Genomic DNA, 17140 nt, shown 5'->3' on the forward strand with positions numbered 1-17140 from the left:
TATGATGACGAAAAATCAAACCAATGAACGCGAACAATTAGAAATCTTGACTATTGAACAGTTGGTACCACAAGACCATCCTGTTCGTATGTTAGATGCGGCAATTGATTTTTCCTTTATCTATCCATTGGTTGAAAACCTTTATTCGACAATAGGGAGACCTAGTATTAACCCAGTGGTACTTATCAAGATGACTTTTATCCAATATACCTTTGGTATACGGTCCATGCGCCAAACCATTAAAGAGATTGAAACCAACATGGCATACCGATGGTTTCTAGGCTTTGGTTTCCATACCGAGGTTCTCCAGTTCTCAACTTTCGGGAAAAACTATGTCCGTCGTTTTGCAGACACAGATCTATTCGAGCGGATTTTCTACAGAGTATTAAAGGAGGTCGCAGATCGTGGGCTCCTAAGTCCGGATCATGTCTTTATTGATTCGACCCATGTGAAAGCTAGTGCTCAATAAGAGAAAGTTTGAGAAGAAGGTTGTTCGTAAAGAGACGCGGGCTTATGAAAAGAGGCTCCAGGAGGAGCTCAACCTCGACCGGGAAAAGCGTGGGAAGAAACCATTCCCGCATGAAAAAGGACTTACGTCATAACTATGAAATGAAAGAAATTTACGGGAAACGTAAAGAGACGATCGAGCGTGTCTTTGCCGATGCCAAAGAAAAGCATAGTATGCGATGGACAACCTTAAAGGGTCTTAAAAAATTGTCCATGCAGGCGATGCTAACTTTTACTGCCTTAAATCTTAAGAAGTTGGCCAGCTGGACCTGGAAAACGCTGGCGTAAAACAAACAAAATCGAGAGCTGAATTAGCTCTTTTTCCAGAATGTAAACTGTGATAATAGCAAAAGGGTTGGAAATCGTTTCGATTTCCAACCCTTTTGTCTACACTCTGACGTGAATGTATTTACATTCACGTTTCCTTTTTGTACACGGACATTAAGGATTCATACTGTTCAGTATTAAAATCCTTCTGCCCTCGCATAAATTTTTCTTTTAGATTAAAATAACATATCTCTAAATATTCTTTCGTATGATGATGCTCAAATGGATTTGTTAGCGTTTTATAAGAGCGGCCTTCAAAATATTTTTCCATTTTGTCTACTGTACGTATATTTATGTTGCGTTTACGCATTTCCAGTAAGACCAATTGGGTATAAGCAAACAGATCATCTTTTGGGTAGTCATAAATATAGTTTATTAAAATATGGCGATCTTCTTTCGCAAAAATACTGTTTAACTCACGCCATTGTGCCAACAGTTGGGATTTCGGTAAAGAGCTTAGTAAATGTTGGTGCCATAAGCGCAAAAGATAACATCTCCTTTATAAAGTTGACCCTGTGCTAGAAACATTCATGTTATTTCAAACAATGATAATAATTGAATTTTTGCATTTGTTCGCTACAAAGAGAATTGAGATGTGGTGTAAAATGTAAAATAACTGTGCTATTATTAGGTGAATGGAGGTGCCAGAATGCCAACAATAGCATTGCCTGGTTTTTTATTTACTATCATAGTTCTTGCTTTTATTGCAATTATAGCACTTATTATTATCTTTATGGCTACAAGTAAAACAAAAAAAGGATGACCTTCTAGGTGATCTTAAAGGGGAGATTTACTTAAATGGTTTTAAGGATGCTTTTAGAAATTCTTCGTATCATTTTCATTTTTGCGATCCTAGGTGTAATTTTGAGTGGTTTACTAAATGCAATCTATACTAAGTTCGAGGCGGGAACTTATTCCTGGTTAGGTAGCGTGGCGATTTTATTATTACTATTTGTACTATATAGAAATAAACTTCAATTTTCAGGTTGGTATAAAGGAGAAGGAAGAAAAAAATTACCCAATTCAGTTACTTATGCTATTGCTACAGTGTCAGTTTTTATGATTGTCTCTCCTTTTATTGTAGGTTAAAGGAGTTCCTAAAATCAAACAAAGCCCTCGTAATATATAGAGGGCTTGGGACTAGCTTAAGCTGTTAACAATAAATTATGTGTATATTGAATCCAGGAAGTATGCTTTGATATAAAATAAGCTTAAGATGTCTTTGCTTTTGGAGTTCTTTTCCGAGCGGGCGTCTTTTTCTTTTTTGTTTTATCTAGGGAAGCCTGTAACGCTGCCATTAAATCCGTAACATTTGATGCGGCTGCAGGCTGTTGTTTACTGTCCGTTTCAATAGGCGGACTGCTAACTTTTTTCTCTTCGATTAATTCCATAAGTGCAGTGCGGTAATCATCTGTGTATTTTTCAGGGTTAAATTCAGTAGTTAGCTGATCGACTAATAGCAAGGCAGTTTCTAATTCCTTTTGTACGACTGTTTGGTCAAGTGGGATATTTGGAACGTCTGAAGCCTTTCTCACTTCATCAGGGAAATGAATGGTTTCCATAACAAGCAATTCCTTGTATACACGCACAACTGCTAGCTGTTCTTTAGCTCTTATAATAATTTTAGCTACGCCAATTTTGCCAGATTCCTCTAAAGCTTTTCTTAAAAGAGAGTATGCCTTAGAGCCACCACTGTCAGGAGCTAAAAAATAGCTTTTTTCAAAATAGATAGGATCAATTTCTTCTAGTTTCACAAAATCGATTATTTGTACGGCTTTATCCTCATTTTCCTTTCGTAGCTTTTCAAGTTCCTCTTCATCCAAGACGACAAACTTGTTTTTAGAATACTCGTAAGCCCTCACGATATCTTCAGGCTTCACTTCTTCACTACAGCCCTCACAAACCTTTTTATAGGAAATGGGCTTCATGCATTCCTTATGAAGTTGGCGTAATTTAATATCTTTATTGTCAGTAGCAGTATGAAGCTTTACAGGAATATTGACAAGTCCAAAACTGATGCTTCCTTTCCAAACTGTATGCATATGTGTTACACCTGCTTTTCTTTTCCCTTACTATGATATCTTTCGACTGGTTTTATGTATGAGGAAGATAAATTTATCAAAAGCTAATGAAAAAGAAAGGAGGAAAGAATATTAAACCGATGCTTTTAACTCCTAGTGACGATATTCCTTCAGATAAGGATTGGATATATGAAACTAAATATGATGGTTTTCGATGTATATTAGAATGGCATGAGGAACCTATAATAAAAAGTAGAAATGAGAACGTTCTTAATAAAATGTTTCCGGAAATTATCCAATTCTGCCTTTCTATTCAGGACAAAATGAAACCATACTTACCAATAGTGATGGACGGGGAGATTGTACATTTAGTAAATAATTATAAGAGTAATTTTACAGTCGTTCAAACAAGAGGTAGGATGAGAACTAAAGATGCAATTGAACAGCATGCTGCTAAATTTCCTTGCCACCTAGTTATTTTTGATCTCATGACCATTAATGGAGAAGGCATTCATAGTCTTCCACTTGTTACACGAAGAGAGAGGCTTAGTCTAATATTTAAAAAGCTTAGTCTACCTACTGCTGATTATGAAAATGATAAACGGCTACAAATAATTGAACAAAGTAAATGGAGTAAACAACTATGGGGAAAGATTGTAGCGCATAATGGAGAAGGAATAGTTGCAAAGAAGAAGAATAGTTTCTGGACTATTGGAAAGCGTTCAACTGATTGGCTCAAAATCAAAAATTGGAAGATTACAACCATCATTCTAACATCATTTGATAAGAACAATAATTATTTTTTTGGAGCTATCTATGAACAGGATAAATTAATAGAAGTGGTCAACTTTAGCCACGGACTCAAGGAAGAAGAGCTTCTAACGCTTCAAAACTTTTTTTATTCTAATGGTCAAATGGTTGGGAAAAATAAGTGGATCATAGAACCTTCTATATGCGTGGATATTGCTTCAATCGACTTTGACGGAAAAAGTTTGAGAGAACCAAGGTTCCATCAATTTAATTTTGATTGTGAACCAGCTGATTGTACAAGAAGACAATTTAATTTACAATTATACTCTTTACCCGAAAAAGTGAAAGTAACTCATCCAGACAAGCCTATATGGCTTTCAAATGATATTAGAAAAGAGGACTATCTCTATTATCTTCAACGAGTCTCTTCTTATATGATACCTTTTTCAAAAAATAGACTCTTGACTGTCATTAGATATCCACATGGAACGATAAGGGGAGAACGTTTTTATCAAAAGAATTGGGAGGATAACATCCCTAAATATGTAGAAACCAAACTTTTTGAAGATAATAGGTATGTTATTTGTAATAATATCGAAACTCTTCTTTGGCTGGGAAATCAGCTAGCCCTAGAATTCCATATTCCTTTTCAAACAATTGATACAGAAATGCCAACAGAAATTGTATTTGACTTAGATCCACCTTCCGTGGATTATTTTTGGATGGCAGTTGAAGCTGCAGTTAGAATGAAAGCTATTTTCGATGAATTTTCTCTTGTTTCATTTATTAAGACATCAGGGGGAAAGGGATTGCAAATTTATATTCCACTACCTAAAGGTACTTTCTCCTACGAGAACACCAGGATTTTCACTAAGTTTGTTTGCGATTTTCTATGTGAGCAGGAGCCAAACCTTTTTACGACTGAACGCATGAAAAAAAATAGAGATAACAAGCTTTACCTGGATTACGTGCAGCACCATGAAGGGAAAACAATTATTGCTCCCTATTCTACACGCGGTAACGAGGGTGGCTATGTTGCTACTCCATTAAATTGGGTAGAGGTAAATAAAGAGCTGAGTCCCACTTTGTTTACTATTCCAATGGTTTTAGAAAGAGTTAGTAAGCATGGAGATATATTTCATACGTTTAGACACGTAGACAATCAACGTGCATTCAAAAAAGTAATAGAACAGTTAAAAAACATATTATTTTAAGTAAATGCTTGAGAGAAAGGCCCTATTTTAAGGAGAATATGTTTTAGTCTTTAAAAGGTGGGAATATGATTAGTGAGCCTGAAAGAAAGCTCAAAAACAAAGTAAGAGGAGGAATTAATATGGCTAACAACAACCAAAGCAATCGCGGAAGAAATAACAACGGAAACATGTCATTTGAAGAAGCAGGACGTAAAGGCGGGGAAGCTACCTCCAATAATCATGGACAAGAATTCTATGAGGAAATCGGACGCAAAGGCGGAGAGGCCACTTCCGACAACCATGACAAAGACTTTTATAAGGAAATTGGTAAAAAGGGTGGAGAGTCGCGAGGCAACTCCAACAACAATTAAACTCAAGGCTGTATAAATAAATTCAACCTAACTAGAACCAAAAAATCCGAGAATAAATTTTAAGAGAATCTAAATAGTGAGTTTCAACTATTACTAGGAGGATGATTTTAATGGCAAACAATCGAGGAAATAATAATGGTAAAATGTCTGTAGAAGAAGCAGGACGTAAAGGTGGAGAAGCAACCTCCAGTAATCACGGACAGGAATTCTACGAGGAGATCGGACGCAAAGGCGGAGAAGCCACATCCGATAATCATGACAAGGATTTTTATGAGGAAATAGGTAAAAAAGGTGGAGAGTCGCGAGGCAACTCCAACAACAATTAAAGTCAAAGCTATATGAATAAATAAAAAATGTTAATCACTAACTAAAATCCATGTTTAACAAAACCGAATTCAAAATAATCCACACGAAATTTTAAGAGAATCTAAATAGTGAGTTTTAACTATTACTAGGAGGATGATTTTAATGGCTACAAACAATCGAGGAAACAATAATGGTAAAATGTCTGTAGAAGAAGCAGGACGTAAAGGCGGAGAAGCAACCTCCAATAATCACGGACAAGAATTCTACGAGGAAATCGGACGCAAAGGCGGAGAAGCCACATCCGATAACCATAACAAAGACTTTTATAAGGAAATTGGACGTAAGGGCGGGGAATCTCGTCAACAAGGTAATAACTAATTACTTCAGTCTGATATACAAAAAGAAGACTATCTCTGCAATACCCGAGTCGATTATGACTCGGGTATTTTTTGTTATTAGCATGTTGTAAGGAACAATATATCAGATATACACTCAGGTTATAGGCTTTTTAAAATAATACTTATAAAGAATTCCTTTTTGTATTCAAAGAAAGAATACTGTTTATTTCCTCGGAAATGATATAAGTATAATTACATCTTAATTAGTCGTCATAACCACATGTTACATAATGTTAGGTAAATCCAAACTGTTTATTGTAAAAATTAAAAGCTTTGTTAAAGTTATTGGTTGATTTTGACTAACAATTCTTTTTTATAGTGACTGCAAACATTAAAAAAGGAACATTCAAATGGCTATAAAACATAAATAGATGAGGAAATTGAGGTTGGTGACAGTTTTTCACCTTTATTTATGCGAGTAAATTGATTAGCGCTTTACCGATGCTAAAGCTGTTCCCATTTATTGATTGGAGCGCCAGACGGCGACTCCTACGGGATGAGTGAGACAGATAAGACCTCACAACCACGCGCCTAAGCGATGGGTGAGGGCTTATCGCTCACCCCGTGGAAAGCGTCCGGCTGGGGCGGAAATCAATTTTACTCTCTGATTTAAGATTTCTTTGCATCATAAATCAACCCTACTCTTTAACATAGCCAAATTAAAAAGAGATCTCAACTAGCGTGCCCCGAATAATGATACCAGATAAGTGAAAAACACTTCTAATTGCTTATTAAAAAGCATATAAAGTTCATTATATACTTACTTACTTGAATTGTGCTTTAAGATTTAATACAAAAATATTGTAAAATTTTAGTTATTGTTATATAGTATTACTCATTGAAAACTTGTCCTAACAATAAATACACAAGGGGTAAAAAAGAAACATAATGACATATGTTAAAACGCAAAATAATATAGAAGAAATAATCCATTCAACAGTGCACTCGGTTAACATGACCATGGAGGTTTATAAAGACAATTCAGGGATTAATATGAGCTATAACTTTATAGGTAATTATATCGGGGTAGATTTGAACAGATTATTTATAGCCATAGAAGAAATGCCTTACCCTTTAACAATGGAGTTATATGTTAAAATACTTACAATTCATGAGCTAGGTCATGCCATGGATCGTGTTGCATTAATGAATACTCTGGAGCGAACAAAAGAAATTTTTCATATGAAACGAAATCATTCTATAAAAGAAATTTACAATAATTTAGAAATGTTATCTATGATTTTGGAAGAACATGAAATGAATCTTGTCTTTGAGGAAACAGCCTGGACTAATGCGGAGACACTAAACGAAGCATATAAAATAGTAAATCCTGTTTATTTAGAGATTGTTAAAAAACATAGCATGTCTACCTATATAAATTCTTACGAGGCTGATCTTTCTATTTATAATAGTCTTATGGAAGAAACCAATGAACAAATCGCGTAAACCCTAGTCATCTGTAATCTATATACAGATGGCTTAATTTTTTCTCTAAGGTTTCACTAATCTTTAAAAGGGAATATATATGGTAAATCCATATAGAGAAAGAAGGAAATCTTAATGCAGCACAATAACGAGCAAAAAGATATGAGACAACCAAATAGCTTTCAAGAGCAAGGTAATTCTGTTCATCCCAAAGAAGAAAAAGATACTAGACAGCCTAATAGTTTCCAGGAGCAGCCTCCACTTACGGAAAAGAACCCAACACAAAAAGCCAAAGAAAAACAAGGCTTTTCGATGAATGATACAATTAGTAGACAAGAAGATAGCTTCAATAAATAAGTGAGTGTTTGAAAGGGTATTCCTTGAAAGAATTATTTAGGGATATCCTTTTATTTTTATATAAAGCTTTGTTAAAGTTATGGGTAACATAGCCTTATATAATAATATGACCCTATCTTAATAACGTAATTTCTCACATAGTTATTTTTATATTAAGTAAAATATGACCAGGCTGGTTTATTTCTTGTGATTATAAATGAATTACCTTTTTCACAGTTTGTAGTTAGTACATAAGTAAGAGTTAGTATAAAATAATACATATACATAGTGAAAATAAAAGGCGGCGGAATATATTGAAGAAGAAAAAACATAAACTTCAAACAAATGAAAATGTAATTGTGTTTCCAGGAATGGTGGACACATTAATAAGTGATGGGCTTGCCTATGCGGAGGCTAATAATTATGTCAAAGCAGCAGCTTGCTTTGACGAAGCGAAGAAATATGTGGTACTCGATGATGTGATTCTAAGTGTTTATGTGCTTACCTTATTAGAAACTAGGAGGGCCAAAGAGGCAAAGCAAATATGTGAGGGCCTACTAGAAGAGAAATCTCCGGTTTTTGAACAGATAGTAGAGCTTTACTTGACTATATTATTAGATTTAAAGGAGTATTACGAGTTAAATCAAGTGATTAACCGAATTTTAACTGAATATAATTTTTCAGATGAAAGAAAGACCAATTTTAATCAGCTAAAAGATTTAAGTAATCGCCTTGCTAACGAGCAACCACTTATAGATGATAATGAGGAAACTGCTCTTATACCTATTGAGAAGGAGCAACTTGAGTTAAAAACGTTTAAACAACTAAGCTTTGTTGAACAGGAGCAAATTCTACAGCAAGCTTTTTATAGAGACATCCATTCAGCTATTCCTGAAATTAAGGCTATTGTAGAATATCCTGACGTTTCTCCGACCGTTCAAACACTAGCACTTTTACTATTGGGTAGTGCTGGAATTACAGATACGATCACAATCAGTAAGTTTGGTTTGACTCAGCAGGTAAATCCTTCTTCTCCTCCTCCTCAAACAGGTGTAGATCGAATGGAAGAAATAAATCAGCATGTACAAGAATATCTTCAAAAGGACCCATCTAAGCAAATGCTCACGACGGAGCTTTTACACCGCCATGCCTATGCTCTTTTTCCTTTTGACTGGCAAGGGTACAAAAATGAAGAGGTTGCAATGGCGTACATTGACTTTATTAAAATTATGTTTGGGGAAGAAAACGTGCATTTAAATTCCTTGTTGGAATTTATTGAGACAATAGAAAATTCGATAGAAAAGCCTTAAGTTAATTTCTCGCGTCTTTTAAAGGAATACAAATTTTTATTTCATAAATATAAGAAACTCATTCGTTACCGCTTAAGCTTAAGTAGTAATTAATGAGTTTTTTTAATGGGAAAAAATGAAACTATATTTTATTTAAAAAGAATTATATTGACTTTTTTTATCAATTCAAATAATATACAAATAATTGCTAATATTTTGTAAAATTTAGTTATTTTGAGAAATAGTGTTGTAAAGTAATCATCTTGTTGTGGCAACGGGCGACTAAAGTGGAGAAAGTGAGCCAATAAGAAACCACACTTACATGTATTATAGATTTTCCTTCTCTAGCATCACACTAATAACTTAGTATTATATAAATTTTATGGAAAAGGAGGGCATTTATTAGTTGTATAAAAATAAGAATTGGAAAGAGGAGGAAAAGAATGAATAGAAGGTATTTTAAAGCCTTTATTGCTGTGTTACTTACGTTTACCCTATTCTTTACAAGTATCGAAACAGGAAGTGCGGTGAGTACAATCTCTCCTAAGGTTGAAATGAGAGCTTCATGGATTTCTACTGTTGCAAATATAGACTTGAAGCCAGGTATGGATGAAGCTGCTTATACATCATGGGCTCGTTCTACCATCAAAGAGTTAGAACGAAAAAATTTTAATACAGTTGTTTTTCAAGTTAAACCAACTGCAGATGCATTATATCCATCTGAGCTAGCACCTTGGTCACGTTATATTACAGGTAGTAAACAAGGGACAAACCCAGGTTACGATCCGTTGCAAATTATGCTAGATACTGCACATGAACATGGTATGGAGTTACATGCTTGGATCAATCCTTACCGAGTTACAATGGCTAATCAAAAACTAGAGGAACTAGCACCAAATAATATAGCTTCTATTCATCCTGAATGGGTAGTAAAGCATGGGACTCAATATTACTTAAATCCAGGAATTCCAGGCGTCCAAAGTTATTTAATAGATGCTGTAAAAGAACTAGTAACAAATTATGACGTGGATGCGGTTCACATGGATGATTATTTCTATCCAGGAGTTAATTTTGATGACGCTGCAACCTACGCACAGTATGGTGCTGATTTTAACGACATCGGTGACTGGAGACGTAATAACGTCAATGAACTAGTTCAACATATTAATAGTAACATCAAACAAATTAAGCCTTGGGTACAATTTGGTATTTCTCCATCAGGAATTTGGAGAAATAGTAAGGACGATCCGAATGGAAGCGAGACAAATGGATCTGCTCATTATGACTCACTTTTCGCAGACAGCAGAAAGTGGATTCAATCAGGGTATATAGACTATATAACACCGCAAGTATATTGGTCTCGTCAGTTGGCTATAGCAAACTACTCGGTGCTTCTAGAGTGGTGGAGCAGACAAACAGAAGGATATCCGATAAATCTTTACATTGGAATGGCAGATTACAAAGTTAATGCTAACTTTGATACGGCGTGGGACAATCCGTATGAATTACCAGAGCAAATTTTGGACAACCGTACAAATGGAAAGACGATGGGCCAAATGCATTTTACTCTCCGGGATATCCTTGCAAATAAGCTTGGCTATGCTGATATAGTAGAAAATGAAATTTATCAGTCAAAATCATTAACCCCTCCTACTCCATGGAACGGAGCAGAAGAACCTAAAAAACCAATACTAGTTACTGCTAAAAATAATGGGAACTCTGTTCAAATATCAATTGACAATAAGAAGCGGAAAGATGCTAGGAAATATGTGATTTACCGCTTCGAGGGCAACCAAGCAGGGGATTACAATGATCCTAAAAATATTGTCGGGGTAGTTTTTGACCAAAACGGCTTTGCTAAATTTCAAGATCAGAACGTGGATCCGAATAAGCGATACACTTATGGTGTAACATCTATTTCTTACACAGGTGTGGAAAGCAAGAATGCCGAGGAAACAAAAACTAAAAAGTAAGCTATTCAAAACCTGGAGCCGTTTAGGCTTCAGGTTTTTTATATGGATGAAATCTATCTTTATAAAAACATTAATTGAAATATTAAAACGAAAATAATTATAAATTTCAAAAATTATGTTTCATTTTCAAAATAAATATGATATGTTATTTAATATTCAGACTTTATAGAAAAGTCGTTGTTATGAGAACTGTTTTTAATTGATTAATATAAAGAAGGTGTTTATTTGAGTCAACGGGTTGCGTCTATTCAAGTCGGACAATTAATGGTTGTAGGATTTAAAGGGAAAATTGCACCAGAGGGTATCATTGACCTGATCCATCGACACCGAATTGGTGGAATTATATTGTTTAGTCATAATGTTGGTACACCTCAGGAGCTCTTAAGTTTAACATCTTCTCTTCAGCGCGAAGCACAAAAAGCAGGATATGAATATCCTCTTCTGATTTGCCTGGATCAAGAGAATGGGGTAGTACGTAGATTGGGAAAAGGTGCAACTACATTTCCTGGAGCAATGTCCATCGGGGCTACGGCAAACATAGAAAATGCTTTTGATATAAGCCTTGCCACTGGAAAAGAGCTGAAAGAGTTAGGGGTTAATTGGAATTTAGCACCTGTACTAGATGTAAATAATAACCCGGATAATCCGGTTATTGGGGTTCGATCCTTCGGAGAAAATCCACATTTAGTAGCTGAATTCGGGAAAAATGCAATGAAGGGCTTGCAAAGTGCAGGAGTGATCACTACATTAAAGCATTTTCCAGGTCATGGTGATTCAAATGTAGATTCCCATTTATCCCTTCCAGTGATAGGTCATACAAGAGCAAGGTTAGATGAAGTAGAGCTTGTACCATTCCAAGCTTGCATTGCCGAAGGGGCAGATACTATTATGTCTGCTCATGTTTATTTTCCTGCAATTGAGGACAGAGAAAATGTCCCTGCTACTTTGTCCAAAAAAGTAATTAGTGGGCTGTTGAGAGAGGATCTTGGATTTGACGGTGTGGTCACAACAGATTGTCTGGAAATGAAGGCAATTTCAGAAACAATTGGTACTGAAAAAGGTGCCGTTGAGGCCCTTAATGCAGGTGTAGACTTAGTAATGGTCTCACATACACATGAGGTTCAGCTACGTACGATAAAGGAATTAGAGCTAGCCTTAGCTCAGGGTGTATTACAAGAAGAGAGCTTAAAGGCTTCCCTTAATCGCATTAATAAACTGAAGGGAAAATATTTGTCATGGGAAAACACTCCCTTCCATTCCGAGTTTGTTTCACTTGGTAGTGAAGAACATAAAATATTAGCTGAGAAGGTATTTCAAGAGAGCGTTACAATCGTGAAAAATGAGGGCCTACTTCCTTTACAGATGGATCAAAATATATTAGTCATTAATCCGCCTAACCAAACTATTTACGGTGTTGAGGATGTAAAAGAAATAAAAACAACACTAAGTGATGCAATGAAGGAATTTAGTAATCAAGTAGAGGCTTATGATTTACCGACATCATTCACTCTTAAGGAAATGGATTTACTCATTCAAAGGGCAAAGGAATTTGATGTAATTGTTATTGGTACTCTGTCTGTATCTGCTGCAAGTTATGAGACAGAGTTATTTAATAGACTTTTAAAATTAGATATTCCGATTGTTGGAGTAGCAATGAGAAATCCATATGATTTAAGGTTTTTCCCGGATGTAACGGCATATTTAGCAACCTATGAATTTACTTATCTTGCATTAAGAACCGCAGCTCAAGCGATATTTGGAAAAGTCTCGGTTAGTGGAAAACTTCCAGTAACTTTACTTGAAACAAAGACAACATTTTAGGGGGTGAGGGATACATAAGCAGGGAGGGAAGAAGTGTTTACAAGAATAGTTTGTTTTGTTTCATAGCAATGACTATTTTAAAAAAACTAGGGGGTATTACAAATGAGAGGTAAAAAGATAATTTCATTAGCACTTATAGCTGCATTAGCCTTAGCAGCATGTTCGGATGATGAAGCAAAAGGTACTGTAGAACCAGATAGCAAAAATTTTAACAAAACAGGAATGCCCATTGTAAACGAAACAATTAAGTTGGACATTTTTGCAGGTAAGTCAGCTACTACGGCTGATGATTGGAATGACGTTCTAATACTTAATGAATATGAAAAAATGTCAAATATAGATATCACGTGGCAGCAGGTACCAGCCGATGGATTACAAGAGAAACGTAACCTTGCGTTAGCTAGTGGAACGTTGCCAGACGTTTTTTATGCCGCAACTATTCCAGTAGGGGATTTACAAAAATATGGCCAGCAGGGCACATTTATTCCTTTGAACGACTTAATCGAGGATTATGCACCTAATCTAAGTAAAGTGTTAGAAGCAAATCCTGAAATTAAAAAAGGACTTACATTCCCGGATGGTAATATTTATTCCTTCCCTACTATTTATTCACCAGAGTTCACGTCTCTATTAATAGGTGCTAAGCCTTGGATTAAACAAGATTGGTTAGATCAATTAGGTATGAAAAATCCTGAGAATTTAGATGAGCTATATGCTTACTTGAAGGCAGTAAAAGAAACCGACCTGAATGGAAATGGAAAAAATGACGAGATTCCTTTAAGTAGTGTTTCTATGACTCGTATACTACATTGGATTTCCGGTGCATTCGGTGTACAAAACAAAGGGTCTCTTCACACTTTACTTGATACCGACTCTGCTGGTGAGCTTCGTTTCTTCCCAACGGCTCCAGAGTATAAAGAAATGTTAGAGTATATGCATAAATTATATTCAGAAGGCTTAATCGATCAAGGTATTTACTCCATTGACGTTCCTAAATATTTGGCTGCTGCAGCTGAGGAGTTGTATGGAGCTACTCAATTCTACAACCCTGTTGAACTCTTTGGAGAAGAAATCGGTAAGGACTATGTGGTAGGAAATGCACTTGCTGGCCCGAGTGGGGAAAAACTATACACAGGAATTACCTCTCCATTAAGAGACTTAGGAAACTTTGCTATTACGAGTGAAAATAAATACCCTGCTGAAACGGTAAGATGGTTAGATCATTTCTACAGTGATGAGGGAGCTTTGATGTTCTTCATGGGAATTGAAGGGGAAACTTTTGAACAAACAGCAGATGGACCGAAGCTATTAGATAAAATCACAAATAGTAAAGACGGACTTACGATGACACAAGAACTAGCTAAATATTTAATCAATCCAGGTGGAAATCATCCAGTAATGATTACAGATGATTACTTCACTGGATCAGAGAATGCACCAGGTGATAAAGAGGCTACGAAAGAGCTTGAACCATATTTAATAGATGAAGTATGGCCTAACTTTACCTATACTGCAGAAGAAAATGATCGAGTATCAGTTTTAAAAGCAGATATTGATAAATACGTACAAGAAATGCAAGCGAAATTTATAACAGGAGAAACTCCTTTAACTGAATGGGACTCTTATGTGGGAACCATTGAAAAAATGGGATTAAAGGACTTCATGGAGCTTCAACAAAAGGCGTATGAAAGATACAAAGATTAATAAATGAGTTGCTTTCTAATTTGCAGAGGAAGTATCTTCCTCTGCAATATTAGAAAAACGGGGAGAAGGGGGTAAAAATATGCACATTAATGAAACAAAAGCAAAGCATGGGGTTGTTCCGAAAGTGAGTCGTTTTGCTAAAATTAAAAGAAATTTCCTAAAAAGCTGGCAGCTCTATGTTTTCTTACTTCCTGCGCTTTTATATTTTTTAATCTTTCACTATGTTCCTATGTATGGAGTACAAATAGCCTTTAAAAACTTTATGGCTAATCAAGGGATTTGGGGAAGTCCGTGGATTGGATTTGATCATTTTACGCGCTTTTTTGATTCATACTACTTTTGGAGATTAATAAAAAATACAATCATTCTTAGTCTATATCAATTGTTATTATTCCCTTTGCCAATTATTTTGGCCCTTTCATTAAACGAGCTGAAAAATGGTGCTTTTAAAAAATGGGCTCAAACACTTACATATGCTCCTCACTTTATATCCGTAGTTGTAGTAGTTGGGATGATTGTTATTTTCTTAGATCCTGTAAACGGTTTAGTCAATCAAATTATTACTCTATTTGGCGGGGAACAAATTCGCTTTTTAGATGAGGCTAGTTGGTTTAGACATATATTTGTTTGGTCTGGGGTATGGCAAACTTTAGGGTGGAGTTCCATTATTTACTTAGCTGCATTAGCAGGCATTAATCCAGAACTACATGAGGCAGCAGAAGTCGACGGGGCGTCGAAATTACAACGAATTCTACATATCAACATACCGGGCATTTTTCCAACAATTGTTGTGCTTCTAATTTTAAACATTGGTAGTTTTATGTCTGTAGGATTCGAAAAGGTTTTACTATTACAAAATAGCTTGAACTCTGAAACCTCAGATGTCATACAAACCTATGTATATCAAGCTGGATTACTAGAAGGTCAATATAGTTTTGCAGCAGCTATTGGTTTATTTGACTCCATCATTAACATAGCTTTATTAATAACCTTCAATTATGTTGCAAGAAAAACTAGCAATAACAGCTTATGGTAAGGAGGGGTTCAAATGAAAAAAGTTAGTTTGTCTGACAAAGGCTTTGACGTTCTAAACAAAATATTCTTAACGGTCATCGTCATTTTAATAGTTTATCCGCTTGTCTTCGTTATTAGTGCCTCCATAAGTGATCCCTTAGCCGTAAGCTCAGGGAAAATGTGGTTATGGCCAGTCGATATTACGTTTGAAGGTTATAGAAAAATATTACAAAATGACTCTATTTGGTCAGGGTATCGCAATACCATTTTATATACAGCAGTAGGAACACTTCTCCATTTATTTGTGCTGTTACCATGTGCTTATGCACTTTCTAGAAAAGAGTTGATGGGAAGTAAGTATATCTTATGGTTTGTTCTATTCACAATGATGTTCAGTGGTGGTTTAATCCCAACTTATTTAGTGGTCAAAAATTTAGGAATGCTTGATACCATTTGGGCAATTGTAATACCTGGAGTGGTTGGGGCTTGGTCTATTTTAGTAGCGAGAACTTTCTTCCAAAGCAGTATTCCGGATCAGTTAGTAGAGGCGGCTAAAATTGATGGAGCATCTGATTTTTATATGTTTATCAAAATTGTATTACCACTATCGTTGCCAATTATAGCGGTTATGGCATTGTTCCATGCAGTGGGCTTATGGAATCAATATTTTAATGCGTTAATTTATTTATCTGATCGGGATAAATATCCGCTTCAGCTCATTTTGAGGGAAATTTTAGTAGTAAATCAGGCACAACTAGGTGAAGGATCTGGGGAGCAAACGGAATCGCTCATCCAACAGGTGAGGACAGGTGGCCTTATTAAATATGCGGTCATCATTATCTCTTCTTTGCCACTACTAATTGTTTACCCATTTTTACAACGATTCTTTGTCCAAGGCGTATTAATCGGTTCGATTAAAGAATAGTTTTTCGTGGTGTCTAGCTTCGGCGCCTTGCCCCTCGGGTCAAATGGTTAAAAGCTACGGTGGCTGAAGAGCTGCCTCCTCGTATTTCCCCATTTGCCTGCCAGGGCAGAGATAGGCGCCTACGCTTTTCAATTTCAACATAGAAGGGAGAGTCTACTATGAACAGTTTTGTTAATGGATACTATCAGTTCGCAGTGTGGGCAATGAGGTTAGCATACTTGAACATACTTTGGTTTGTATTCACACTAGTAGGCTTGTTCTTTTTTGGACTCATGCCTGCAACGGCGGGTATGTTTGCAGTAGTAAGAAAATGGGTTTCTGGAGATACAGATATTCCCGTATTTCAAACCTTTTGGAAATCTTATCGCCAAGAATTTTTTAAAGCTAATCTACTCGGATACATACTTGCCGGTATAGGATATCTACTATATATTGAGCTGCAAATTTTAAGAGCTCAGGAGAATATGGTTTACTTTGTGGCAAGCTATGGGGTAATAGCACTTTTTATAGTTTTACTTATTGTATTGTTATACTCTTTCCCAATCTTTGTACATTTCAATATAAGCACCTTACAAAATATTAAATGGGCTTTTGTAATAGGAGTCATTCATCCTATACTAACGATTGCATTGATTGCAATATTATTATTTGTTCACTATGTAACTTTTATAACCATTCCCGCTTTGCTCTTTTTCTTTGGTGGAAGTGTAACCGCCTTTATCCTAACGTGGGGAGCGTCTAAAACGTTTACAAAGTATGAGCCCTCAAATGTCTGATTAG

General features: G+C 35.8%; 16 protein-coding genes and 2 pseudogenes. 16 read left to right on the forward strand and 2 right to left on the reverse strand.

Features of this window, described 5'->3' with window-relative positions:
- Nucleotide 1 precedes the first annotated feature (1 nt).
- A pseudogene (locus HF876_RS09560) lies at nt 2-587 on the forward strand (transposase); the annotation flags it as partial.
- 31 nt (nt 588-618) lie between these two features.
- Nucleotides 619-783: pseudogene (locus tag HF876_RS19365) on the forward strand (transposase); the annotation flags it as partial.
- A 139-nt stretch (nt 784-922) separates the two neighbouring features.
- Here HF876_RS19365 and HF876_RS09565 read toward each other — a convergent pair.
- Nucleotides 923-1318, reverse strand: coding sequence for a pyrimidine dimer DNA glycosylase/endonuclease V (locus HF876_RS09565; protein WP_169359843.1), 396 nt, complete (start codon nt 1316-1318; stop codon nt 923-925).
- 314 nt (nt 1319-1632) lie between these two features.
- Between HF876_RS09565 and HF876_RS09570 the strand changes: the two genes are divergently transcribed.
- The gene (locus HF876_RS09570; protein WP_169359844.1) at nt 1633-1923 is read left to right on the forward strand and encodes a hypothetical protein; all 291 of its coding nucleotides are present in this window, start codon (nt 1633-1635) and stop codon (nt 1921-1923) included.
- Between the two features lie 122 nt (nt 1924-2045).
- Here the strand turns inward: HF876_RS09570 and ku are convergent, their stop codons facing one another.
- Complete coding sequence (ku, locus tag HF876_RS09575) at nt 2046-2876, reverse strand: non-homologous end joining protein Ku (RefSeq protein ID WP_169359845.1); 831 nt, start codon at nt 2874-2876, stop codon at nt 2046-2048.
- Nucleotides 2877-2962: 86 nt separating this feature from the next.
- Between ku and HF876_RS09580 the strand changes: the two genes are divergently transcribed.
- The 13 genes from HF876_RS09580 (at nt 2963) to HF876_RS09640 (ending at nt 17136) form a co-directional block, all read left to right on the forward strand.
- Entirely contained in the window at nt 2963-4819 is a 1857-nt protein-coding gene (locus tag HF876_RS09580) for a DNA ligase D (protein WP_205964074.1), read from the forward strand.
- A 119-nt stretch (nt 4820-4938) separates the two neighbouring features.
- Complete coding sequence (locus tag HF876_RS09585; RefSeq protein ID WP_169359846.1) at nt 4939-5169, forward strand: KGG domain-containing protein; 231 nt, start codon at nt 4939-4941, stop codon at nt 5167-5169.
- Between the two features lie 110 nt (nt 5170-5279).
- On the forward strand, nt 5280-5495 hold the full coding sequence (locus tag HF876_RS09590) for a KGG domain-containing protein (RefSeq protein ID WP_169359847.1): 216 nt from the start codon (nt 5280-5282) through the stop codon (nt 5493-5495).
- A gap of 142 nt (nt 5496-5637) precedes the next feature.
- The gene (locus HF876_RS09595) at nt 5638-5853 is read left to right on the forward strand and encodes a KGG domain-containing protein (protein WP_169359848.1); all 216 of its coding nucleotides are present in this window, start codon (nt 5638-5640) and stop codon (nt 5851-5853) included.
- Nucleotides 5854-6761: 908 nt separating this feature from the next.
- Complete coding sequence (locus tag HF876_RS09600) at nt 6762-7319, forward strand: integrase (protein ID WP_169359849.1); 558 nt, start codon at nt 6762-6764, stop codon at nt 7317-7319.
- A 114-nt stretch (nt 7320-7433) separates the two neighbouring features.
- Nucleotides 7434-7655, forward strand: coding sequence for a hypothetical protein (locus HF876_RS09605; protein ID WP_169359850.1), 222 nt, complete (start codon nt 7434-7436; stop codon nt 7653-7655).
- A gap of 293 nt (nt 7656-7948) precedes the next feature.
- Nucleotides 7949-8944 carry a DUF3196 family protein gene (locus tag HF876_RS09610; RefSeq protein ID WP_169359851.1) on the forward strand — a complete coding sequence of 332 codons (996 nt, stop codon included), beginning with the start codon at nt 7949-7951 and terminating at the stop codon, nt 8942-8944.
- A gap of 422 nt (nt 8945-9366) precedes the next feature.
- Nucleotides 9367-10896 (forward strand): glycoside hydrolase family 10-like protein, encoded by a 1530-nt coding sequence (locus HF876_RS09615; RefSeq protein WP_169359852.1) that lies wholly within the window; start codon nt 9367-9369, stop codon nt 10894-10896.
- Nucleotides 10897-11121: 225 nt separating this feature from the next.
- On the forward strand, nt 11122-12717 hold the full coding sequence (locus tag HF876_RS09620) for a glycoside hydrolase family 3 protein (protein WP_277347102.1): 1596 nt from the start codon (nt 11122-11124) through the stop codon (nt 12715-12717).
- A 102-nt stretch (nt 12718-12819) separates the two neighbouring features.
- Nucleotides 12820-14421 (forward strand): extracellular solute-binding protein, encoded by a 1602-nt coding sequence (locus HF876_RS09625; protein WP_169359853.1) that lies wholly within the window; start codon nt 12820-12822, stop codon nt 14419-14421.
- Between the two features lie 79 nt (nt 14422-14500).
- Nucleotides 14501-15457 carry an ABC transporter permease gene (locus HF876_RS09630; RefSeq protein ID WP_169359854.1) on the forward strand — a complete coding sequence of 319 codons (957 nt, stop codon included), beginning with the start codon at nt 14501-14503 and terminating at the stop codon, nt 15455-15457.
- Between the two features lie 12 nt (nt 15458-15469).
- Nucleotides 15470-16360 carry a carbohydrate ABC transporter permease gene (locus HF876_RS09635; RefSeq protein ID WP_169359855.1) on the forward strand — a complete coding sequence of 297 codons (891 nt, stop codon included), beginning with the start codon at nt 15470-15472 and terminating at the stop codon, nt 16358-16360.
- Between the two features lie 158 nt (nt 16361-16518).
- Nucleotides 16519-17136 carry a YesL family protein gene (locus tag HF876_RS09640; protein ID WP_169359856.1) on the forward strand — a complete coding sequence of 206 codons (618 nt, stop codon included), beginning with the start codon at nt 16519-16521 and terminating at the stop codon, nt 17134-17136.
- Nucleotides 17137-17140: the final 4 nt, after the last annotated feature.

Source organism: Psychrobacillus sp. BL-248-WT-3, from assembly GCF_012843435.1.
In the GTDB taxonomy this organism is placed as follows: domain Bacteria; phylum Bacillota; class Bacilli; order Bacillales_A; family Planococcaceae; genus Psychrobacillus.

Coding starts and splice junctions, on each gene's coding strand:
- HF876_RS09570 (WP_169359844.1), top strand. CDS start 1,633: ATGGTTTTAAGGATGCTTTTAGAAATTCTTCGTATCATTTTCATTTTT.
- ku (WP_169359845.1), bottom strand. CDS start 2,876: ATGCATACAGTTTGGAAAGGAAGCATCAGTTTTGGACTTGTCAATATT.
- HF876_RS09580 (WP_205964074.1), top strand. CDS start 2,963: ATGAAAAAGAAAGGAGGAAAGAATATTAAACCGATGCTTTTAACTCCT.
- HF876_RS09585 (WP_169359846.1), top strand. CDS start 4,939: ATGGCTAACAACAACCAAAGCAATCGCGGAAGAAATAACAACGGAAAC.
- HF876_RS09590 (WP_169359847.1), top strand. CDS start 5,280: ATGGCAAACAATCGAGGAAATAATAATGGTAAAATGTCTGTAGAAGAA.
- HF876_RS09595 (WP_169359848.1), top strand. CDS start 5,638: ATGGCTACAAACAATCGAGGAAACAATAATGGTAAAATGTCTGTAGAA.
- HF876_RS09600 (WP_169359849.1), top strand. CDS start 6,762: ATGACATATGTTAAAACGCAAAATAATATAGAAGAAATAATCCATTCA.
- HF876_RS09605 (WP_169359850.1), top strand. CDS start 7,434: ATGCAGCACAATAACGAGCAAAAAGATATGAGACAACCAAATAGCTTT.
- HF876_RS09615 (WP_169359852.1), top strand. CDS start 9,367: ATGAATAGAAGGTATTTTAAAGCCTTTATTGCTGTGTTACTTACGTTT.
- HF876_RS09625 (WP_169359853.1), top strand. CDS start 12,820: ATGAGAGGTAAAAAGATAATTTCATTAGCACTTATAGCTGCATTAGCC.
- HF876_RS09630 (WP_169359854.1), top strand. CDS start 14,501: ATGCACATTAATGAAACAAAAGCAAAGCATGGGGTTGTTCCGAAAGTG.
- HF876_RS09635 (WP_169359855.1), top strand. CDS start 15,470: ATGAAAAAAGTTAGTTTGTCTGACAAAGGCTTTGACGTTCTAAACAAA.
- HF876_RS09640 (WP_169359856.1), top strand. CDS start 16,519: ATGAACAGTTTTGTTAATGGATACTATCAGTTCGCAGTGTGGGCAATG.